General features: G+C 64.7%; 13 protein-coding genes. 7 read left to right on the forward strand and 6 right to left on the reverse strand.

The window, feature by feature from the left end; translation table 11 throughout:
- Nucleotides 1-74 precede the first annotated feature (74 nt).
- Nucleotides 75-818: a pyridoxine 5'-phosphate synthase gene (locus VM621_RS01195; RefSeq protein ID WP_325467161.1), complete on the reverse strand. Its 744-nt coding sequence runs from the start codon at nt 816-818 to the stop codon at nt 75-77.
- A 144-nt stretch (nt 819-962) separates the two neighbouring features.
- Entirely contained in the window at nt 963-1,592 is a 630-nt protein-coding gene (locus VM621_RS01200; protein ID WP_325467162.1) for a 4'-phosphopantetheinyl transferase family protein, read from the reverse strand.
- Nucleotides 1,593-1,680: 88 nt separating this feature from the next.
- On the opposite strand from VM621_RS01200, the gene VM621_RS01205 reads away from it, so the two are divergent.
- Complete coding sequence (locus tag VM621_RS01205) at nt 1,681-5,166, forward strand: PAS domain-containing hybrid sensor histidine kinase/response regulator (protein ID WP_325467163.1); 3,486 nt, start codon at nt 1,681-1,683, stop codon at nt 5,164-5,166.
- 47 nt (nt 5,167-5,213) lie between these two features.
- Here VM621_RS01205 and VM621_RS01210 read toward each other — a convergent pair whose 3' ends face one another.
- Nucleotides 5,214-5,882, reverse strand: a complete 669-nt coding sequence (locus tag VM621_RS01210) for a response regulator transcription factor (protein WP_325467164.1) — start codon at nt 5,880-5,882, stop codon at nt 5,214-5,216.
- A gap of 6 nt (nt 5,883-5,888) precedes the next feature.
- A complete protein-coding gene (gene acs / locus VM621_RS01215) occupies nt 5,889-7,829 on the reverse strand; it encodes an acetate--CoA ligase (RefSeq protein WP_325467165.1) in 1,941 nt (646 codons plus the stop codon).
- 167 nt (nt 7,830-7,996) lie between these two features.
- On the opposite strand from acs, the gene VM621_RS01220 reads away from it, so the two are divergent.
- Together VM621_RS01220 and VM621_RS01225 are read left to right on the forward strand one after the other, a co-directional pair.
- The gene (locus tag VM621_RS01220) at nt 7,997-9,490 is read left to right on the forward strand and encodes a bZIP transcription factor (RefSeq protein WP_325467166.1); all 1,494 of its coding nucleotides are present in this window, start codon (nt 7,997-7,999) and stop codon (nt 9,488-9,490) included.
- A gap of 12 nt (nt 9,491-9,502) precedes the next feature.
- On the forward strand, nt 9,503-11,167 hold the full coding sequence (locus VM621_RS01225) for an MFS transporter (RefSeq protein ID WP_325467167.1): 1,665 nt from the start codon (nt 9,503-9,505) through the stop codon (nt 11,165-11,167).
- Nucleotides 11,168-11,225: 58 nt separating this feature from the next.
- Here the strand turns inward: VM621_RS01225 and mug are convergent, their stop codons facing one another.
- Nucleotides 11,226-11,774, reverse strand: coding sequence for a G/U mismatch-specific DNA glycosylase (gene mug / locus VM621_RS01230; RefSeq protein ID WP_325467168.1), 549 nt, complete (start codon nt 11,772-11,774; stop codon nt 11,226-11,228).
- A complete protein-coding gene (locus VM621_RS01235; protein WP_325467169.1) occupies nt 11,771-12,382 on the reverse strand; it encodes a TetR/AcrR family transcriptional regulator in 612 nt (203 codons plus the stop codon). The genes mug and VM621_RS01235 overlap by 4 nt, the downstream gene beginning before the upstream one ends.
- Nucleotides 12,383-12,491: 109 nt before the next feature.
- Between VM621_RS01235 and VM621_RS01240 the strand changes: the two genes are divergently transcribed.
- The 4 genes from VM621_RS01240 to VM621_RS01255 are packed head-to-tail and all read left to right on the forward strand — an operon-like array spanning nt 12,492 to nt 17,432.
- Nucleotides 12,492-13,511: an HlyD family secretion protein gene (locus VM621_RS01240; RefSeq protein ID WP_325467170.1), complete on the forward strand. Its 1,020-nt coding sequence runs from the start codon at nt 12,492-12,494 to the stop codon at nt 13,509-13,511.
- Nucleotides 13,508-15,004: a DHA2 family efflux MFS transporter permease subunit gene (locus tag VM621_RS01245; protein ID WP_325467171.1), complete on the forward strand. Its 1,497-nt coding sequence runs from the start codon at nt 13,508-13,510 to the stop codon at nt 15,002-15,004. The genes VM621_RS01240 and VM621_RS01245 overlap by 4 nt, the downstream gene beginning before the upstream one ends.
- A 14-nt stretch (nt 15,005-15,018) precedes the next feature.
- Nucleotides 15,019-16,488, forward strand: coding sequence for an efflux transporter outer membrane subunit (locus VM621_RS01250; protein WP_325467172.1), 1,470 nt, complete (start codon nt 15,019-15,021; stop codon nt 16,486-16,488).
- Complete coding sequence (locus tag VM621_RS01255; RefSeq protein WP_325467173.1) at nt 16,485-17,432, forward strand: aldo/keto reductase; 948 nt, start codon at nt 16,485-16,487, stop codon at nt 17,430-17,432. The genes VM621_RS01250 and VM621_RS01255 overlap by 4 nt, the downstream gene beginning before the upstream one ends.
- Nucleotides 17,433-17,449: the final 17 nt, after the last annotated feature.

Below are 17,449 nucleotides of genomic sequence, written 5' to 3' on the forward strand. Positions count from 1 at the left end.
GTTCTACGCTGCAGCCGCGGGATCGCCGATGAATCGGCTCCTACACGGCAGGGTTTCGCTCCTGGGGTGCCGGCTCAGGAAAGGATCTCGAGGTAGTTCTTCACCGTCTTGGACAGCCCCTCGTAGAGGGCCTCGCCGATCAGTGCGTGACCGATCGACACCTCGGCCAGGCCTGGAATAGCCGACTTGAAGGTACCCAGGTTGGCCTGGCTCAGATCGTGTCCGGCGTTCACCGCGAGCCCCGCTTTCTGTGCCCTCTGCGCGGTGTCCGCGAACGAAGCGAGTTCCTTGCGCGCATCGCCTTCGGCAAAAGCCTCGGCATACGGGCCGGTGTAAAGCTCGATGCGCTGGACGCCGATCGCGGCAGCCTCGGCGAAGCCTTCGCCACCCGCGTCGACGAAGACGCTGACGCGGCAACCGAGCTCGCGGAACGCGGCGACGACGGGCTTCAGGATCTCGATGTCCTTGGTCAGGTCGAACCCGTGATCGGAGGTGATCTGGCCGTCGCCGTCCGGTACGAGCGTGACCTGAGTCGGCCGTACTTCCCGAGCCAGTTCGATCAGGCCCGGATAGGCACCGCGCGGCCCGGCGAAGGGATTGCCTTCGATGTTGTATTCGACACGGCCGCGCAGCAAGCCCGCAAGCGTGCGCACATCGCCCGGGGTGACATGACGCATGTCCGGCCGCGGGTGAACGGTGAGGCCGCCGCAACCGGCGTCGATGCAGGTGTTGGCCGCCGTCGCGATATCCGGTTCGCTGCCGCCGCGCGAATTGCGCAGCACCGCGATCTTGTTCAGGTTTACGCTCAGTAGGGTCATCGTCTATCCATAAAAAAACGCACGTCGCCAACGCGACGTGCGTAATGACTGTCGTCCCAGCATAACGCGCCAACTCCGTCTGGCGCACGGCTCACCACACACGCGCACTCACAGAACGTCAGACACGCCCCACTGAGAAAAGGTTCAAAGTGCATATGTGAAGACCCGGATCGTCCGTGCTCGACCTCGCCAGGCGACAGCCGCGACGCAGTCCAGGCCAAGGTCCAGGGGCTCGATACGCCAGGCCGATGACGGCGCGATCTCACCATCGAAAGCGACGGCCTTGACCGCCTTGTCGTCGATCTCGAATGCCACGCGATGCAAGCCGTACGAAAGCCCGCCGCCATTGGCCTTCAACACGGCCTCCTTGGCGGTCCACAGACGGAGAAACGCATTCAGCTGTGCGTCGCCGGGTAGCGACGCGAGCATGGCTGCCTCATCGGCTGCAAAGAAACGTCGTGCGAGCTCCAGCGCGCGCGGGCGTGGACGTACGCGCTCGACGTCCACGCCCAGCTCGAAACCCTCGTCGCCCCGCCCGATCGCAAACAACGCCCTGTCGCCGCTGTGCGACCAGTTGAATCCCAGCCCACCGAACGGCGCCGGGAAATACGGCTTGCCATGTTCACCACGCGCCACGGGGGGTACATCCGGCCCGGCGTAGTTCGCCAGCAGGGACACGAAGAGCTGCTCGCCGGCGCCGGCGGTCCACGGAATTTGCCACACGTGGATCTCGTCGTCAGCCAGCGTGGGAAGGTCAGGAACGAGTGAACTCATGCGCGCATGCTGCTTTGCCGACGGTAATCCTGCAAGTCGCCGCGCGAGGCCCTAGAATCGGAACTGTGCCGAATGGGGAGCACTTATCGTGATTGCGGGCTGGCTTTTGCTGCTGGTGGCGCTTGCTTACGTCGGCATGCTGTTCGCCATTGCCTACGTTGGCGACCGTCGGCCGCTCTACCCTCGCCAGCCCAGGTTGCGACCGCTGGTCTACAGCCTTGCCCTCGCCGTCTACTGCTCCTCCTGGACGTTCTACGGTGCGGTCGGTACCGCGGCCCGCTCCGGTCTCGCCTACCTGCCGATCTATCTGGGCCCGCTGCTGCTGTTCGTCTTCGGTTTCGGTCTGCTCGAGCGCCTGGTGCTCGTGGCTCGCCAGCGCAACATCACCTCCATCGCCGACTTCATCGCCGCGCGCTTCGGTAAATCGCATGGCCTGGCCGCCCTGGTCGCGGTGATCGCCGTGGTGGCGATCATCCCGTACATCGCGCTGCAGTTCAAAGCCGTCGCGATGTCTTTCGCCGTCCTGGGCGCGGGCAATTCCGCGTGGTGGTTCGGCGACACGGCGCTGTGGTGCGCGGCGCTGCTGGCCGTCTTCGCCATCCTGTTCGGTACCCGCAATATCGACGCCACCGAACACCATCATGGCCTGATGCTGGCGGTAGCCGCGGAGTCGCTGGTCAAGCTGCTGGCCTTCGTCGCGATCGGCGTGTACGCATACCTGCACGGCCCCGGCCTCGCGCAGACGCTGCATGCGCCGGTGTTGCAGCTGGAGAAAGGCAGCATGCCGCCCGGCTTCGTCGCGCAGACCCTGCTCGCCTTCTGCGCCATGTTCTGTCTTCCTCGCCAGTTTCAGATCGGCGTGGTGGAGTGCGAGGATCCGCGCGACCTGCGCAAAGCGCGCTGGCTGTTCCCGTTGTACATGCTGCTCATCTCCGCTGCCGTACTGCCGATCGTCAGTGCTGGCCTGGGCATTCCCAGAGTTACCCAGGGGCATGTCGACGCGTGGGTGCTGAACCTGCCGATCGCGCTGGGAGACAGCGGTATCGCCCTGCTCGCCTTCGTCGGCGGCTTCTCCGCGGCGACCGGCATGGTCATCGTCGCCGCCGTCGCCCTGGCGACGATGATCAGCAACGACCTGGTCATGCCGGCGTTGCTGCGCATACGTCGACTCGACCTCGAGCGCCGTGGCGATCTGTCGAGCATCGTGCTGCTCGTGCGGCGCATCTCGATCGTGGCGCTTGCCGCACTCGCCTACGTCTACTACCGCATCATCGCCAACGCGGAGAATCTCGCCGCGACCGGACTACTCTCCTTCGCGGCGGTAGCGCAGTTCGCACCGGCGATCGTCTCCGCGCTGTACTGGCGCGGGGCGAGCCGGGTCGGTGTCTACGTGGGATTGCTCGCGGGTTTCGGCGTCTGGGCCTATACCCTGCTGCTGCCAGCGATGACACGCGCCGGTTGGCTGAGTAGCGGCTGGGTGGACAACGGCCCGTTCGGCATGAGCTGGCTCAAGCCGAACGAACTCTTCCATCTAAGCGGATGGGAGCCGGTAACGCACGGTACGTTCTGGTCGCTGCTGTTCAATGTCGCGTGCCTCGTCTTCATATCGTTGCGATTCCGCCCGAGCGTGGCCGAGCGTCTGCATGCCGCACTGTTCGTCGACCCCTACGTACGCAGCGTCACCGGTGCCGGCGATTGGCGCGGCCGCGTCACCGTGCGCGATCTCGGTACCATCGCCGGCCGCATCGTCGGCGATCGTGTCACCGCCCGAGCATTCAGCGAGTACGGCGAGCGTCACGGCGTCGCGCTCAACGCCGCGGACTCGGCAGACCGTCCGCTCATCCAGTTCACCGAACGCCTCCTGGCAAGCGCCGTCGGCGCGGCAAGTGCCCGTCGCATCCTCATGGGCGCGTTGTCCGGCACGGGGCTCGACATCGCCGAAGCCATGGCCTTGATGGACGAAGCGTCGCAGGAACTCCGTTTCAATCGCGAGTTGCTCTCGACGACGTTGGAGAACGTCTCGCAAGGGATCAGCGTGGTCGACGGCGAGATGCGACTCGTCGCCTGGAACCGCCGCTACGTCGAACTGTTCGATTACCCGGAAGGCATGGTGTATGTCGGCCTGCCGGTCGCCGACCTCATCCGCTGGAATGCGGAACATGGCGAATGCGGCCCCGGCGAGGTGGACGAGCACGTGGGCAAGCGCATTCGTTACATGCGCGCGGGCTCGCCACATGTGTTCCAGCGCATTCGCCCCGACGGCACCGTCATCGAAATGCGCGGCCGCGCGCTCCCGGGTGGCGGCTTCGTCACGACGTTCACCGACGTCACCGCCTACAAGTCCGTCGAGCAGGCACTGATCGACGCGAACGAAACACTGGAGCAGCGCGTCGACGTACGTACCGCCGAACTTTCCGAAGCCCTGAACGCGACGGCGATCGCGCGTCGCGAAGCCGAGGCAGCGAACGCTTCGAAGACACGCTTCCTCGCCGCTGCGAGTCACGATCTTCTGCAACCCTTGAATGCCGCCCGGCTATTCACGTCGGCCTTGCGCCAACACCCGGGGCTCGATGCCGAGGCGGCGCAGCTCGCCGAGCGCATCGATGCCTCGTTCCGCGCGGCGGAAGACCTGCTCGATGCCCTGCTCGACGTATCGCGACTGGACGCAGGTAGCTATCGGCCCGAGGTCGCGCCGTTCGCGCTCGCCGATCTGTTCGATTCGTTGCGGCAACAATTCGCGGTGGTTGCCGAGCAACGAGGGCTTTCGCTGCACGTCGTGCCGACGACGCTGTCGGTTCGCTCGGACGCGCAGTTGCTTCGTCGCATCGTTGCCAACTTTCTCTCCAATGCCTTGCGTTACACGCGTGCCGGTGGCGTCTTGCTCGGTGCGCGCAGGCATGGGGATGAGATCCGCATCGAAGTGTGGGACACGGGTCCGGGTATCGCCACCGAACAGCAGGCACGCGTCTTCGGTGAATTCCAGCGACTGGAGCGTCCTTCGCCCTGGGGCGAGAAAGGCCTCGGCCTGGGTCTTTCCATCTGCGATCGTCTCGCCGGCATTCTCCATCATCGCCTGGCACTGCGATCGCGCGTGGGCCGCGGAAGCTGCTTCAGTATTTCCGTTCCGCGGACGGCACCAGTGTCGCGCAAGCGTGCGCCGGCAATGGCCCGGCCCGGTGGCGGCGAACAACTGCCGTTGACCGTGCTTTGCATCGACAACGACGAAACCATTCTCGAAGGCATGAAGGCGTTGCTCGGCCGCTGGGGTGTCGACTGCCGCGTGGCGGTGGACGTCGGCGGCGCATTGCATACGTTGTCGACCACGCATGTCGACCTGATCCTTGCCGACTATCACCTGACCGACGATGTCGATGGACTCGAGGCGCTGAGTTTCCTCGCGGAGAAACTGGGCAGCATCCCGCCCGCGGCCATGGTTACGGCGGATGGGAGCACGGAGCTGAAACAGCGCGCGCGCGCCCTGGGTTATCCGTTGTTGCACAAGCCGGTAAGACCCGCGGCATTGCGTGCGCTGCTGGTGGCCCTGGCCAAGCGCACGGGTACGCATGCGGCATAGCGATCGGCAATCGCTTGGTCGGAATCATGAATCACGTGCAACGCGGATCAGGCGTCGGGCGTGCTCGTGGGAAAGGCTTCCCTCTCGACGTCGAGGTGGCTTGCGGCGAGCGCGACCTGGGTGCGGTTGGATACGCCGAGCTTGCGCATGATCGCGGTCATGTGTGCTTTCACCGTTGCCTCGGACACGGTGAGCTCGTAGGCGATCTGCTTGTTGAGCAGGCCCTCGGCGATCATGTTGAGCACGCGGAACTGCTGCGGCGTGAGTGATGCGACGCGTGCGGCAACATCGGCCTCATCCGGTCTTAGCTCCACGTTACCGCCGACCAGTTTGTGCGGTAGCCACACGTCGCCATCGAGCACGGCGCGCACGGCCTCGACGATATCGTCCACCGCCGCCGACTTCGGTATGTAGGCAGACGCGCCATGCGCGAGCGCGCGCCTGGCGACCTGCGCTTCCTCATGCCCGGAGACGACGATCGTCGGCAATCCCGGATACTGCCCACGAATATGGGCGAGCGCGGAGTAGCCACGCGCGCCCGGCATGTGCAGGTCCATCAACAGCAGATCGGCGTCGGGCAGCGACTCGATCAGCGTGAACAACGCCGGCACGCTGTCCGCCGTGTGCACCGTCGCATCGGGCAAGGCAGCCAGGACCGCGCGCTGCAGGGCATCGCGGAACAGCGGATGGTCATCGGCGATCAGGACATCGGACATGGGGAGCTACTTGATCAGTCGTTCTTCCACCAGACTCTTCACTACCGAAGGATCGGCGAGCGTCGAGATGTCGCCCAACTGGTCGGGCTGGTTCTCGGCGATCTTGCGCAGGATGCGGCGCATGATCTTGCCCGAACGTGTCTTCGGCAGTCCGGGTGCCCACTGCAGGTAATCCGGGGCGGCGATCGGACCGATCTCCTTGCGTACGCCGGCGATCAGCTCCTTGCGAAGCTCGTCGCTGCCGTTCTCGCCGGCGACCAGGGTTACGTAAGCGTAGATGCCCTGACCCTTGATGTCGTGGTGGCAGCCGACCACCGCGGCCTCCGCCACCTTGTGGTTGGCCACCAGCGCGCTCTCGACTTCCGCCGTACCGATGCGGTGGCCCGACACGTTGATGACATCGTCCACGCGGCCGGTGATCCAGTAGTAACCGTCCTCGTCGCGGCGTGCACCGTCACCCGTGAAATAGTTGCCGGGGTAGGTCTTGAAGTAGGTGTCGACGAAACGCTGGTGATCCCCGTAGACCGTGCGCATCTGGCCGGGCCACGAATCGGTGATGACCAGGTTGCCGCTGCACGCGCCTTCCTGCGGCTTGCCGTCCGTATCGACGATGGCCGGCTTGATGCCGAAGAACGGCAGCGTGGCCGAGCCCGGCTTCAGGTCGGTCGCGCCAGGCAGCGGGGTGATGAGGATGCCGCCCGTTTCGGTCTGCCACCAGGTATCGACGATCGGGCAGCGTCCGTCGCCGACCACGTTGTAGTACCAGTTCCAGGCCTCGGGATTGATCGGTTCGCCGACCGTGCCGAGCAGACGCAAGGACTTGCGCGAGGCCTTCTTCACCGGCCCCTCGCCCTCTCGCATCAAGGCGCGGATGGCGGTTGGCGCCGTGTAGAACAGCGTGACCTCGTGCTTGTCGACCACCTGCCAGAACCGGCTGAAATCCGGATAGTTGGGCACGCCGTCGAACATCACCACGGTGGCGCCGTTGGCGAGCGGACCATACACGACGTAGCTATGACCGGTGATCCAGCCGACATCCGCGGTGCACCAGTAAACATCGTCCTCGCGCAGGTCGAAGATCAGCTCGTGGGTCATGCTGGCGTAGACGAGGTAGCCACCGCTGGTGTGCAGCACGCCCTTGGGCAAGCCGGTCGAACCGGAGGTGTACAGGGTGAACAGCGGATCTTCCGCGTTCATCGGCTCGGGCAGGCAGTCGCTGGACTGCCCTTCCATCAAGGTGTGATACCAGCGATCGCGCGGCGATTGCAGGTTGATCGCGCCGCCGGTGCGACGGACCACGATCACGGTCTCGACGGAGTTGGTGTGCGGCCGGGTCAGCGACTCGTCCACATTGGCCTTGAGCGGAATCTTCTTACCGCCGCGGCAGCCTTCGTCTGCGGTGACGACCAGCTTGGCCCCGGAATCGGCGATGCGGCCGGCCAGCGAATCCGGCGAGAAGCCGCCGAACACCACCGAATGGATGGCACCGATGCGCGCGCAGGCGAGCATGGCCACGGCGGCCTCGGGGATCATCGGCAGGTAGACGATGACCCGGTCGCCCTTGGCGACGCCCAGGTTCTTCAGGGTGTTGGCGAACTTGCACACTTCCGCGTGGAGTTCGCGGTAGGTCAGGCTGCGCGAATCGTTCGGATCGTCGCCTTCGAAGATGATCGCCGTCTTGTCGCCGCGCTTCTCCAGGTGGCGATCGAGGCAGTTGGCGGCCACGTTGAGCGTGCCGTCCTCGTACCAGCGGATATGCAGATCCTTGGGGTCGTAGGAGACGTTCTTGATCTTCGTCGGCGGCGTGACCCAGTCGAGCCGGCCGCTCATGTCCTTCCAGAAGCCCTCGGGGTCCTCGACGGACCGGGCGTACATGCGCTGGTAGTCGTCCTTGCGGATGTGCGCCCTGGCGGCAAAGGCGGGATCGACCGGGTGGATATCGGACATGCGTTCTTCCTGCGGATGGGCTTGTGGCTATGCCACGAAGTGTAGCGTCGCGGCGCAACATAAGGCTGTGACCCTGCTACGACTTTGGTCGAGGTTCGACCTTTGGCGAATGGATGCCCGGCCCGGCGTGCCACATGCTCGGCTCGCCAATGGTTGGGGAGACCATGATGAAGACGAACCGTTACGGTGGCCGCAAGGCTATCGCCCTGAGTGTCGCCTGCGCCCTCATGCTGCCGATGGCCGCATTGCCGGATCTGGCCCACGCCCAGTCGAAAGCGAAGTCCAGGAAGACCACCAGCCACGAAGCGGAGCTCGAAGCCCGCGTGAACTCGCTCGAGCAGCAGCTCGCCGAGCTCAAGGCGATGATCCAGGAACAGAAGACCGAGACCACGCAGGCAACGACCACGGCCCAGGCCGCGCAGACGCAGGCGCAGGCGACCGATGAAAAGGTCAGCAAGGTCGAGAAGGTCGTCGCCAGCGTACCGGCCAAGCCTGCCTTCAGCACCGGCACCGCGCCGGGTGTCTCGCTCGCGTTGCACGGCTTCATCGACGTCAGCGCCTTCAGCCAGAACAAGGCCTACACCTACGGCAACGGCCAGAACTCCGAATACCCGCTGCCTCCGGGCGCGGCCGGGCGCGCCGACGGCAGGCTCAGCGGTGTCGACGTGCGCAACACGCGTTTCTGGCTCGACTTCGCCGGCGCGAAATTCAACGAAGACTGGTCGGGCAGCGGTCGCATCGAAATGGACTTCTTCGGTGGCTTCAACGGCACCGGCGCGTATGCGGGCTCGCAGCCCGAGCAGCGCCTGCGCCAGGCCTACTTCGACATCTCCAACGCCAGCACGGGTACCACCTTCCGTGTCGGCCAGATGTGGGATCTCATGTTCCCGCTCGATTACATCCCGCAGTCGCTATCGCATATCGCCTTCCCGCTGGGCTATGGCACCGGCGTGATCGGCTGGCGCTATCCGGGCGTGATCTGGATGCAGGATCTCAACCACGGATCCGAAGGCACCAAGTGGCGCTTCGACATGGCCGTGCTCCAGGGCAGCTGGAACGGTCCGGGCACCACGGGTACGACGAACTTCCAGACCGCGGGCAGCGCCGGCTTCAAGCCGCAGGTCGAAGCGCGTCTGACCGCGAAGGGCGGCAACTGGCAGGCCTTCCTTGCCGGTCACTACAGCAAGCTCGACCTGAAAGGCGTCGACGGCCTCACTCCGACGCCGATCAAGTCCAACCTGACCAGTACGGCCGTCGAGCTCGGCGGCATGTGGACGCCTGGCCAGTTCATCCTCAAGGGCGCGCTGTACTCGGGCAAGGCCATCGGCGAACTCTTCGGCGATCTCTCGCAGTTCGGCGATATCAAGGACAAGGGCGGTTACCTCCAGGCGGGCTACAAGTTCGATCCGCACTGGACGCTGTACGCCTTCGCCTCCGCCAGCAAACCGAATACGGACGACGTACTGCGCTGGCGCGCGGCGAACACCCCGGGCCTGCTGAAGAACCGCCAGGTGGCCGGCAGCCTGCAGTACACCACCGGGCCCTTCGACTTCAGTGTCGAGTGGATCCACTCCAACCTCGACTCGACCACGGCCAATGGCCTGGGTCGGCAGACGACATCGGGTAACGAACTCACCCTCAACGGCATGTACCGGTTCTGATTGGAGAGCACCATGGCAACTACCGCTAGCGGCCTTCGTGCCGATGGCACCATCGGAACCAGCCACCGACGCGTGATTCTCGCGTCCAGCCTGGGTACGGTTTTCGAGTGGTATGACTTCTACCTCTATGGATCGCTTGCCGCGATCATCGGCAAGCAGTTCTTCACCGGCCTGAACGAGACCAGCCAGTTCATCTTCGCGTTGCTTGCCTTCGCCGCCGGTTTCGCCGTGCGTCCGTTCGGTGCCATCGTGTTCGGACGCGTGGGCGATCTGATCGGCCGCAAGTACACGTTCCTGATCACCATCATCATCATGGGTACGTCGACCTTCCTGGTCGGCGTGCTACCCGGTTATTCGACGATGGGTGTACTCGCGCCGGTGTTGCTCATCGCCCTGCGTCTGCTGCAGGGCCTGGCGCTCGGCGGCGAGTACGGCGGTGCGGCGACATATGTCGCCGAGCATGCGCCTCCGGGCAAACGTGGCCTGTATACGAGCTTCATCCAGATCACGGCGACGTTCGGCCTGTTCCTTTCGCTGCTGGTGATCCTCGGCACGCGCCTGGGCCTGGGTACCGAGAGCTTCGAAGCCTGGGGCTGGCGCATTCCGTTCCTGCTCTCCTCGATCCTGGTGGGCGTGTCGGTATACATCCGCATGCAACTGCACGAGTCGCCGGTGTTCCAGCAGATGAAGGCCGAGGGCAAACAGTCCAAGGCGCCGCTGACGGAAGCCTTCGGCCAGTGGAAGAACCTGCGGCTGGTGATTCTCGCCCTGCTTGGTGCAACCGCTGGACAGGCCGTGGTCTGGTATACGGGCCAGTTCTATTCGCTGTACTTCCTTACCCAGAGCCTGAAGATCGACGGCACCACGGCGAACCTGCTGATCGCAGCGGCACTGCTCATCGGCACACCGTTCTTCGTGTTCTTCGGCTGGTTGTCGGACAAGGTGGGACGCAAGCCCGTCGTGCTCGCCGGCTGCCTGCTCGCCGCGCTGACCATGTTCCCGATCTTCAAGGGGCTCACGCACTTCGGTAACCCGGCGATCGAAACCGCTGCCGCCACGGCACCGGTGGTGGTCACCGCCGATCCGAACGCCTGCTCGTTCCAGTTCGATCCGGTCGGCAAGAAAACCTTCACCAGCTCGTGCGACGTCGCCAAGAGCGTGCTGGCGAAGAAGGGCATTCCGTATACCAACGCGGCGGCGCCGGCCGGCACGTTGGCCACGGTGAAGATCGGCGACGAGGTGATCGAGTCCTTCGAAGGTGCAGGCCTCGAGAAAGCCGACTTTACGGCCAAGAGCAAGGACTTCACCGGGAAGGTCACGGCACAGGTCAAGACGGCGGGTTACCCCGAGAAGGCGGACCCTTCCCAGTCCAACTATCCGATGCTCATCGTGCTATTGGCGATCCTCGTGCTCTACGTGACGATGGTTTACGGACCGATCGCCGCATGGCTGGTGGAGATGTTCCCCACACGCATCCGCTACACCTCGATGAGCCTGCCGTATCACATCGGCAACGGCTGGTTCGGCGGTTTCGTGCCGACCATCGGCTTCATGCTGGTCGCCTGGAAGGGCGACATCTACTACGGCCTCTGGTACCCGGTGGGCGTGGCGATCATGACCGTGGTGATCGGATTGTTCTTCGTGCGGGAAACGAAGGATGTGCCGCTGGATCATTGATCGACGGGTGACGCCGTTGAGGGGTGACGCCGTTCTGTCTCGTTGTGTGGGAGCCGCTTCAGCGGCGATAGGTCCTAGCGACAAGGTCGGCCATCGCCGCTGAAGCGGCTCCCACATGAAGCGGGCGATAGACCCCGACGAGGCGCTCGAGCGTGAAGGAACGATTCCTTCCGCTGGGATTGGGCAGCACCCAGACGGTGGAATCGTGCATGGCGACCGCTTGTCGTCCCCACGCGATATCCCGTTCGCCCGTGAGTGCGGCGTACGCCGCCTTGCCGAGGAAGGCTACGAAGCGCGGCGCATAGGCGGCGATCTTTCGTTCGAAACCGGAAGCCGCATCCACGAAGTCCTGCCTCGACAAGTCGCCGGCGGCCGCGGTCGGCCGGCCGACGATGGTCGTCAGTCCACAGCCATAGTCGAGGATTCGACGATCCTCCTGCGGTGACAGTTCGTCAGGCGTGAACCCGGCCAGGTGAAGCACGCGCCAGAACCGATTCGCCCGACCTTCGAAGTGATGCCCGGCGGCCGCGGCCGCCATGCCGGGATTGATCCCGCAGAACAGCACGGAAAGCCGCCCGGCGACGATGTCCGGCAGACCGTCGCTCATCCGACGATCACACTCACCGCTTTCTCCGCGAGCGTCCTGAGTTCCTTGCGCGACGCACCCGCACGCGCACGGATGGCGATCGTGTGCATGGTCGCGGAGACCAGCATCGCGAGGGCCTCCGGGTCGGCATCCTTCTTCAGTTCACCCGCGTCGCGTGCCTGGCGAAGTCGAGCTTCGAAGTCGGCGTCGAGTCGTCGCAAGCCGATGGTGATCATCTGCTGGATCTCCAGATCGCCCACGGCTTCGGCAACGGCCGTGCCGACGACGAAGCAGCCGCGGACATGCTCGTCACCGGAGAAATAAATATCCAACGCCGTGTCGTAAACGCGCATCAGCACCTCGGGCAGGGTGCCGGGGCTCGCCAGCGCCACGCGCATCACGGCGAACTTGACCTCCCAGTAGTCGGCGAGTGCGCGCAGGTAAATCGTGTGCTTGTCGCCAAAGGCCGCGCGGAGGCTGGGCCGGTTCATGCCGGTGGCCGCCGAAAGGTCGTCGAGGGAGGTTCCGGAGTACCCGGTCTTCCAGAAAGCATCCGCCGCGCGGCGCAGCGCTACCTCGGGCTCATAGGCGCGAGGCCGGCCGCGAGGCCGTTTTCCGGTTTCGTCCATTTTTGTACCGCCATGCATAAAAACCCTTGAAGTCGGGCTTGCCCAAACATATTATACGAACCGGTACAAAATTCAATTCCCCGTCAATCCTCACCGGTAGTCGCCTCGTATGAATGCCAAGAAGCTGCGTTGGCCCCTGATGGCTGGCCTTCCCCTCCTCATGATCGGGGTGGGCGGCGCCCGGTATCTCGGCGGCTACGGCGATATCGAGACCGACGATGCCTTCATCCGCTCGGCGAAGGACTCGATCAATGCCCGGGTTTCCGGCCAGGTGATCGAGGTCGCCGTGCGGGACAACCAGCGGGTGCGCAAGGGGCAGCTCCTGTTCCGCGTGGACCCACAGCCGTATCGCATCGCCGCGGAGCAAGCCGAAGCCCGATTGGGCACGGCCAGGCTCCAGATCGAAGCGCGGAAGGCGACGTACCGACAGCAGCTGGCGGAACTGCAAACGGCGAAGGACTCGGCGGACTTCGACGGCAAGGAGTACGACCGCAAGAAGGCCTTGCTCGCTTCCGATTTCGCTTCGCGGGCCTCCTTCGAACGGGCGGAGACCGACGTCAAGCTCGCTCGGCAGCACATCGCCTCCGCGCAGCAGGCCGTGTCCAACACCGTCGCTGGACTGGACGGCGATCCGGATATCGACATCGCCAGGCACCCCTCGGTACGCGAGGCGCAGGCGCAACTGGATCGTGCTCGCCTCGATCTCTCTTACGCGGACGTCGTCGCCCCCGACGACGGCATCGTTACCCGCGTCGACGACCTCCAGGTCGGTGACTTCGTCACCGGTGGGACGACGGTGTTCTCGATGATGTCGACTTCCGATGTCTGGGTCGAAGCGAACTTCCGCGAAACCGGCCTCACCCACATGCGTGCCGGACAACCCGCCACGGTGCAAGTCGACGCGTATCCGGGGCATAGCTTCAAGGCACACGTGGTCAGCATGAGTCCGGGGACGGGCTCCGAGTTCGCCGTGCTGCCACCGGAGAACGCCACCGGCAACTGGGTCAAGGTGGTTCAGCGCCTGCCGGTTCGCCTGGAACTGGACGCCATGGATGCGAAGTGGCCGCTCTACTCCGGCGTCAGTGTCACCGCGACGGTGAACACGCGCAGCGACGCGAAAGCGCCATGAACGCCACCCTCGCTCCTCACAGCACGCCGGGCGAACATCGCGTCCTCATCGGTGCGGGACTGGTCGCGACCTTTCTCTCGGCGGTCAACATCTCGATTCCCAACGCGGCGTTGCTGCATATCCAGGGCGGACTCTCCATGTCGGACGACGAGGTGGGTTGGATCTTCTCGTCGTATATCGCCGCGAGCGCGATCGTCATGCCGACGACGCACTGGCTGGCTGGACGGTTCGGCCGCAAGACGGTGTTCCAGGTATCGATGGCGTTGTTCACCATCGCCTTGTTCCTCGACACGATGGCGACCACGCCGTTGCAGTTCGTCGCCGCACGGATGCTCCAGGGTGCCGCCAGCGCGACGCTCGCGCCCTTGTCGATGGCGATCCTGCTGGACGAACTACCGGCGCTGCGTCACGGACACATCGGCATCGTCTGGGCGGTGACCGCGTTGCTCGGCATCCTGAGCGGTCCGGCCATCGGCGGCTACCTGAGCGAATACGAAGGCTGGCACAGCATCTTCCTGGCCAGCGTGCCGGCGGCGATCCTGGTCCTCGCTGCGATGGCCCTGTTCCTTCGCGAAAAGAAGGCAGGTACCCGCCAGCCGTTCGATGGCTTCGGATTCACCACCTTCTCTCTCGGTATCGCGGGTTTACAGATGCTTCTCGATCGCGGCGAGCGTCTGGAATGGTTCGCCTCGACGGAAATCCGCATCGAGGCGATCGTCGCCATCCTCGGCTTCTACCTGTACACCGTGCACGTGATGACGAAGGACGAGCACTTCCTCAACCGGGCCATGTTCAAGGATCGCAACTTCACCGTCTCGTCGGCGATGTACTTCGTGTTCGGCTTTGTCCTGCTGCCGACGCTGGCGCTCACCTCACCGATGCTCGAGGAACTGCTCGGCTACCCGGCCGATACCGCGGGCTATGTCGCCCTCCCACGCGGTGCCGCGTTGATCGCCGGTCTCCTGCTTACCTGGCGGCTCCCGAAGTGGATCGACAACCGTGTCGTCATCGTTACCGGGATGGCGCTGGTGGTGGTTGGCAACTGGCGGATGCTCGGCTACTCGCCGCTGATGGACCGCTGGCCCGTGATCATTGCCGGGGCGACGCAAGGGGCGGGTCTGGGCGTGCTCATGCCCGCGCTGACGCGCGCCGCGTTCAGCACGCTGAGCCCGGCGCTGCGTTCCCAAGGTACGGCGTTCTTCAATCTCGCGCGTCTGTACGGGAGCACGATCGGCATTTCCGTGGTGCAGATCTTCTTCTACAACAACACGCAGGCCATGCATCTCGCCCTCGCGAAGCATCTGCGGGCGCACGGGCCCTCCGCCCAGCTCGTCGCCGATCATTCCGCAGCGCATCTCGCCGTGGTCAACGAATGGGTGACCGGCCAGGCGGCCGTCGTCGCCATCATCGGCCAGTTCAAGCTGCTGATGATCGCGATGCTGGTGGTGAGCCCCCTGGTCTTTCTCCTTCGCAAACCGCGCCCGGTCAACTGAATTCGGAGCCGCCCATGAAAGTCGTCAGAACGCTACTCGCCGCGTCCACCTTCGCGCTACTCGCCGGCTGCATGGTCGGTCCGGACTTCCAGAAGCCCGCCGCACCCACCTCGAAGCACTACGACGTGAAAGCGGAGCAAGCGCATGCCGGCAACGGTGCGCAACATATCGACTACGACACGAAGATCGACGGCGACTGGTGGTCGGCCTTCGGCTCGCCCAAGCTCGACGATGTGATGCAACGGGCCATCGCCGGCAATCTCGATCTGGCCGCGGCGGATGCCACGATCGCCCAGGCGAACGAGGCGGTCGCATCCGTGCGTGGCGCGTCGAGCCCGCAAGCCGGCTTCAGCGCGCAAGGTGGCCGCCAGCGCGCCGATGGGGCCAGTGGCCTGGCCACGTCCAACTTCTACGGCGTCGGCCCAGGGGTGAACTTCGATCTCGACCTGTTCGGTGGCACGAAGCGCCGTGTGGAGGAACAGGCGGCGTTGGCCGAACGTCAGCGACATCGCTTCGACGCGGCTTACCTGACGGTGACCGGCCATGTCGCCAGCCAGGCCCTCTCACTCGCCTCGGCGCGCGCGCAGATCGCCGCAGTCGAAAGCATGCTCGATAACGACCGCAGGAATCTCGAACTGGTGCGGACCGCGCACCGCTATGGCAGCGCCACGCAGATCGATGTCGCCACGGCGACGACACAGCTCGCCCAGGACGAAACCCTGCTTCCGCCTCTGGCGCAACAGCGCGACACCGCATCCCACGCGCTGTCGGTACTGACAGGCAAGGGTCCGGCCGACTGGGTCGCGCCCGATTTCGATCTCGCCGACTTCGCGCTTCCCACCCGGTTCCCCGTGACCCTGCCGTCGGAGCTTGCGCACGACCGCCCGGACATTCTCGAAGCGGAATCCGAGCTTCATGCCGCGAGCGCCGCGATCGGCGTGGCGACTTCGGACGTGTATCCGCACCTGTCCCTCTCCGGATCGCTCACGCGGGTCGGCCCGGCGCCCGGCATCGGCACGCTGTGGGGATTGGCGGCCAGCCTGAGCGTGCCGATCTTCAACGGCGGCACGCTCAAGGCCAATCAGCGGGGCGCGGTGGACGGCTACAAGGCCGCGCTCGCGACTTACCAACAAACGGTGGTGACCTCGTTGGGACAGGTGGCCGATGTGCTCCAGGCGATCAATCACGACAGCGACGAGTTCGCCGCGCAGGATCGCGCGCTCCACGCAGCCGAACAGAATCTCCGGTTGAATCGGGAGGGTTACAAGGCGGGCGAAACCGGCGTGCTTCAGGTCGTCGACGCCGAACGTTCATACCAGCGGGCGCTGATCGGCCAGATCCAGGCGAAGACCGCGCAATACCAGGACACCGTGCAGCTATCCATCGCCCTTGGCGGCAATTCCGACGAAGCTTTCCAGCAGCGAGCGGCGTACCGTGACGAGCGGTCGATGGCGGGCGACCCTATCACCGGAGGAACACCATGAGCGACCTCGATACGTTTCGCAACACCACGATTCCCCTGGCCCACGGCACCGGTGCGATACCGGCGGTCGGTTTCGGCACCCTGATTCCCGATCGCGAGAAGGGAAGGGCCGCGATCAAGGCGGCACTCGAAGTCGGCTTCCGTCACCTCGATGCCGCCGAGGCGTATCGCAATGAAGACGTCGTCGGCGACGTGATCAAGCAGGCGATCGACAACGGTACGCTTCGTCGCGACGAGCTCTTCGTCACCACCAAGCTATGGAACAACAATCACCGCCCGGAGCGCGTAAAGCCTGCGCTGGAAGCGAGCCTGCGTCGACTCCAGATCGACTACGTCGATGCCTATCTGATCCATACGCCGTTCGCTTTCGCACCGGGCGACGACCAGTACCCGAAGGAAGCCGACGGCACGCCGGCCTACGACAAGGGCGTGACCTTGCTCGATACCTGGCGCGCGATGGAGCGGCTTGTCGACGACGGCCTGGCCAGGGCCATTGGCCTTTCCGACGTGAAGCTGGAAACGGTGAAGGAGATCGTCGCCCACGCGCGCATCAAGCCGGCGATCGTGCAGGTCGAATCGCATCCGTATCTTCCCGAGTGGGAGTTGCTCGAATTCTGCAAAGCCAACGGCATCGTCCTGCTCGCCTTCGCACCGCTGGGTCACGGCATGGAGCCGAGCATCCACGACGACCCCGTGCTGAAGACCATCGCTGCACGCATCGGCGAAACCCCGGCGCACGTCGCGCTGGCCTGGGCGTTGCAACGTGGCACGGCGTTCCTGACCACATCGACGAACCCAGAACACATTCGCGAGAACTTCGAGATCTCGCCGATACCGCCGGAAGCCGTGCAGGAAATCCGCGACGGCATCACCATCAACATTCGTCTCAACGACGTCGTACACACCGGCCTCCCCGGCTTTATTCCACGGGAGAACCGCAAGTGATCCGGGTGGCTGGCTCG

It is taken from the genome of Luteibacter sp. (genome assembly GCF_035539195.1).
Classification (GTDB): Bacteria; Pseudomonadota; Gammaproteobacteria; order Xanthomonadales; family Rhodanobacteraceae; genus Luteibacter.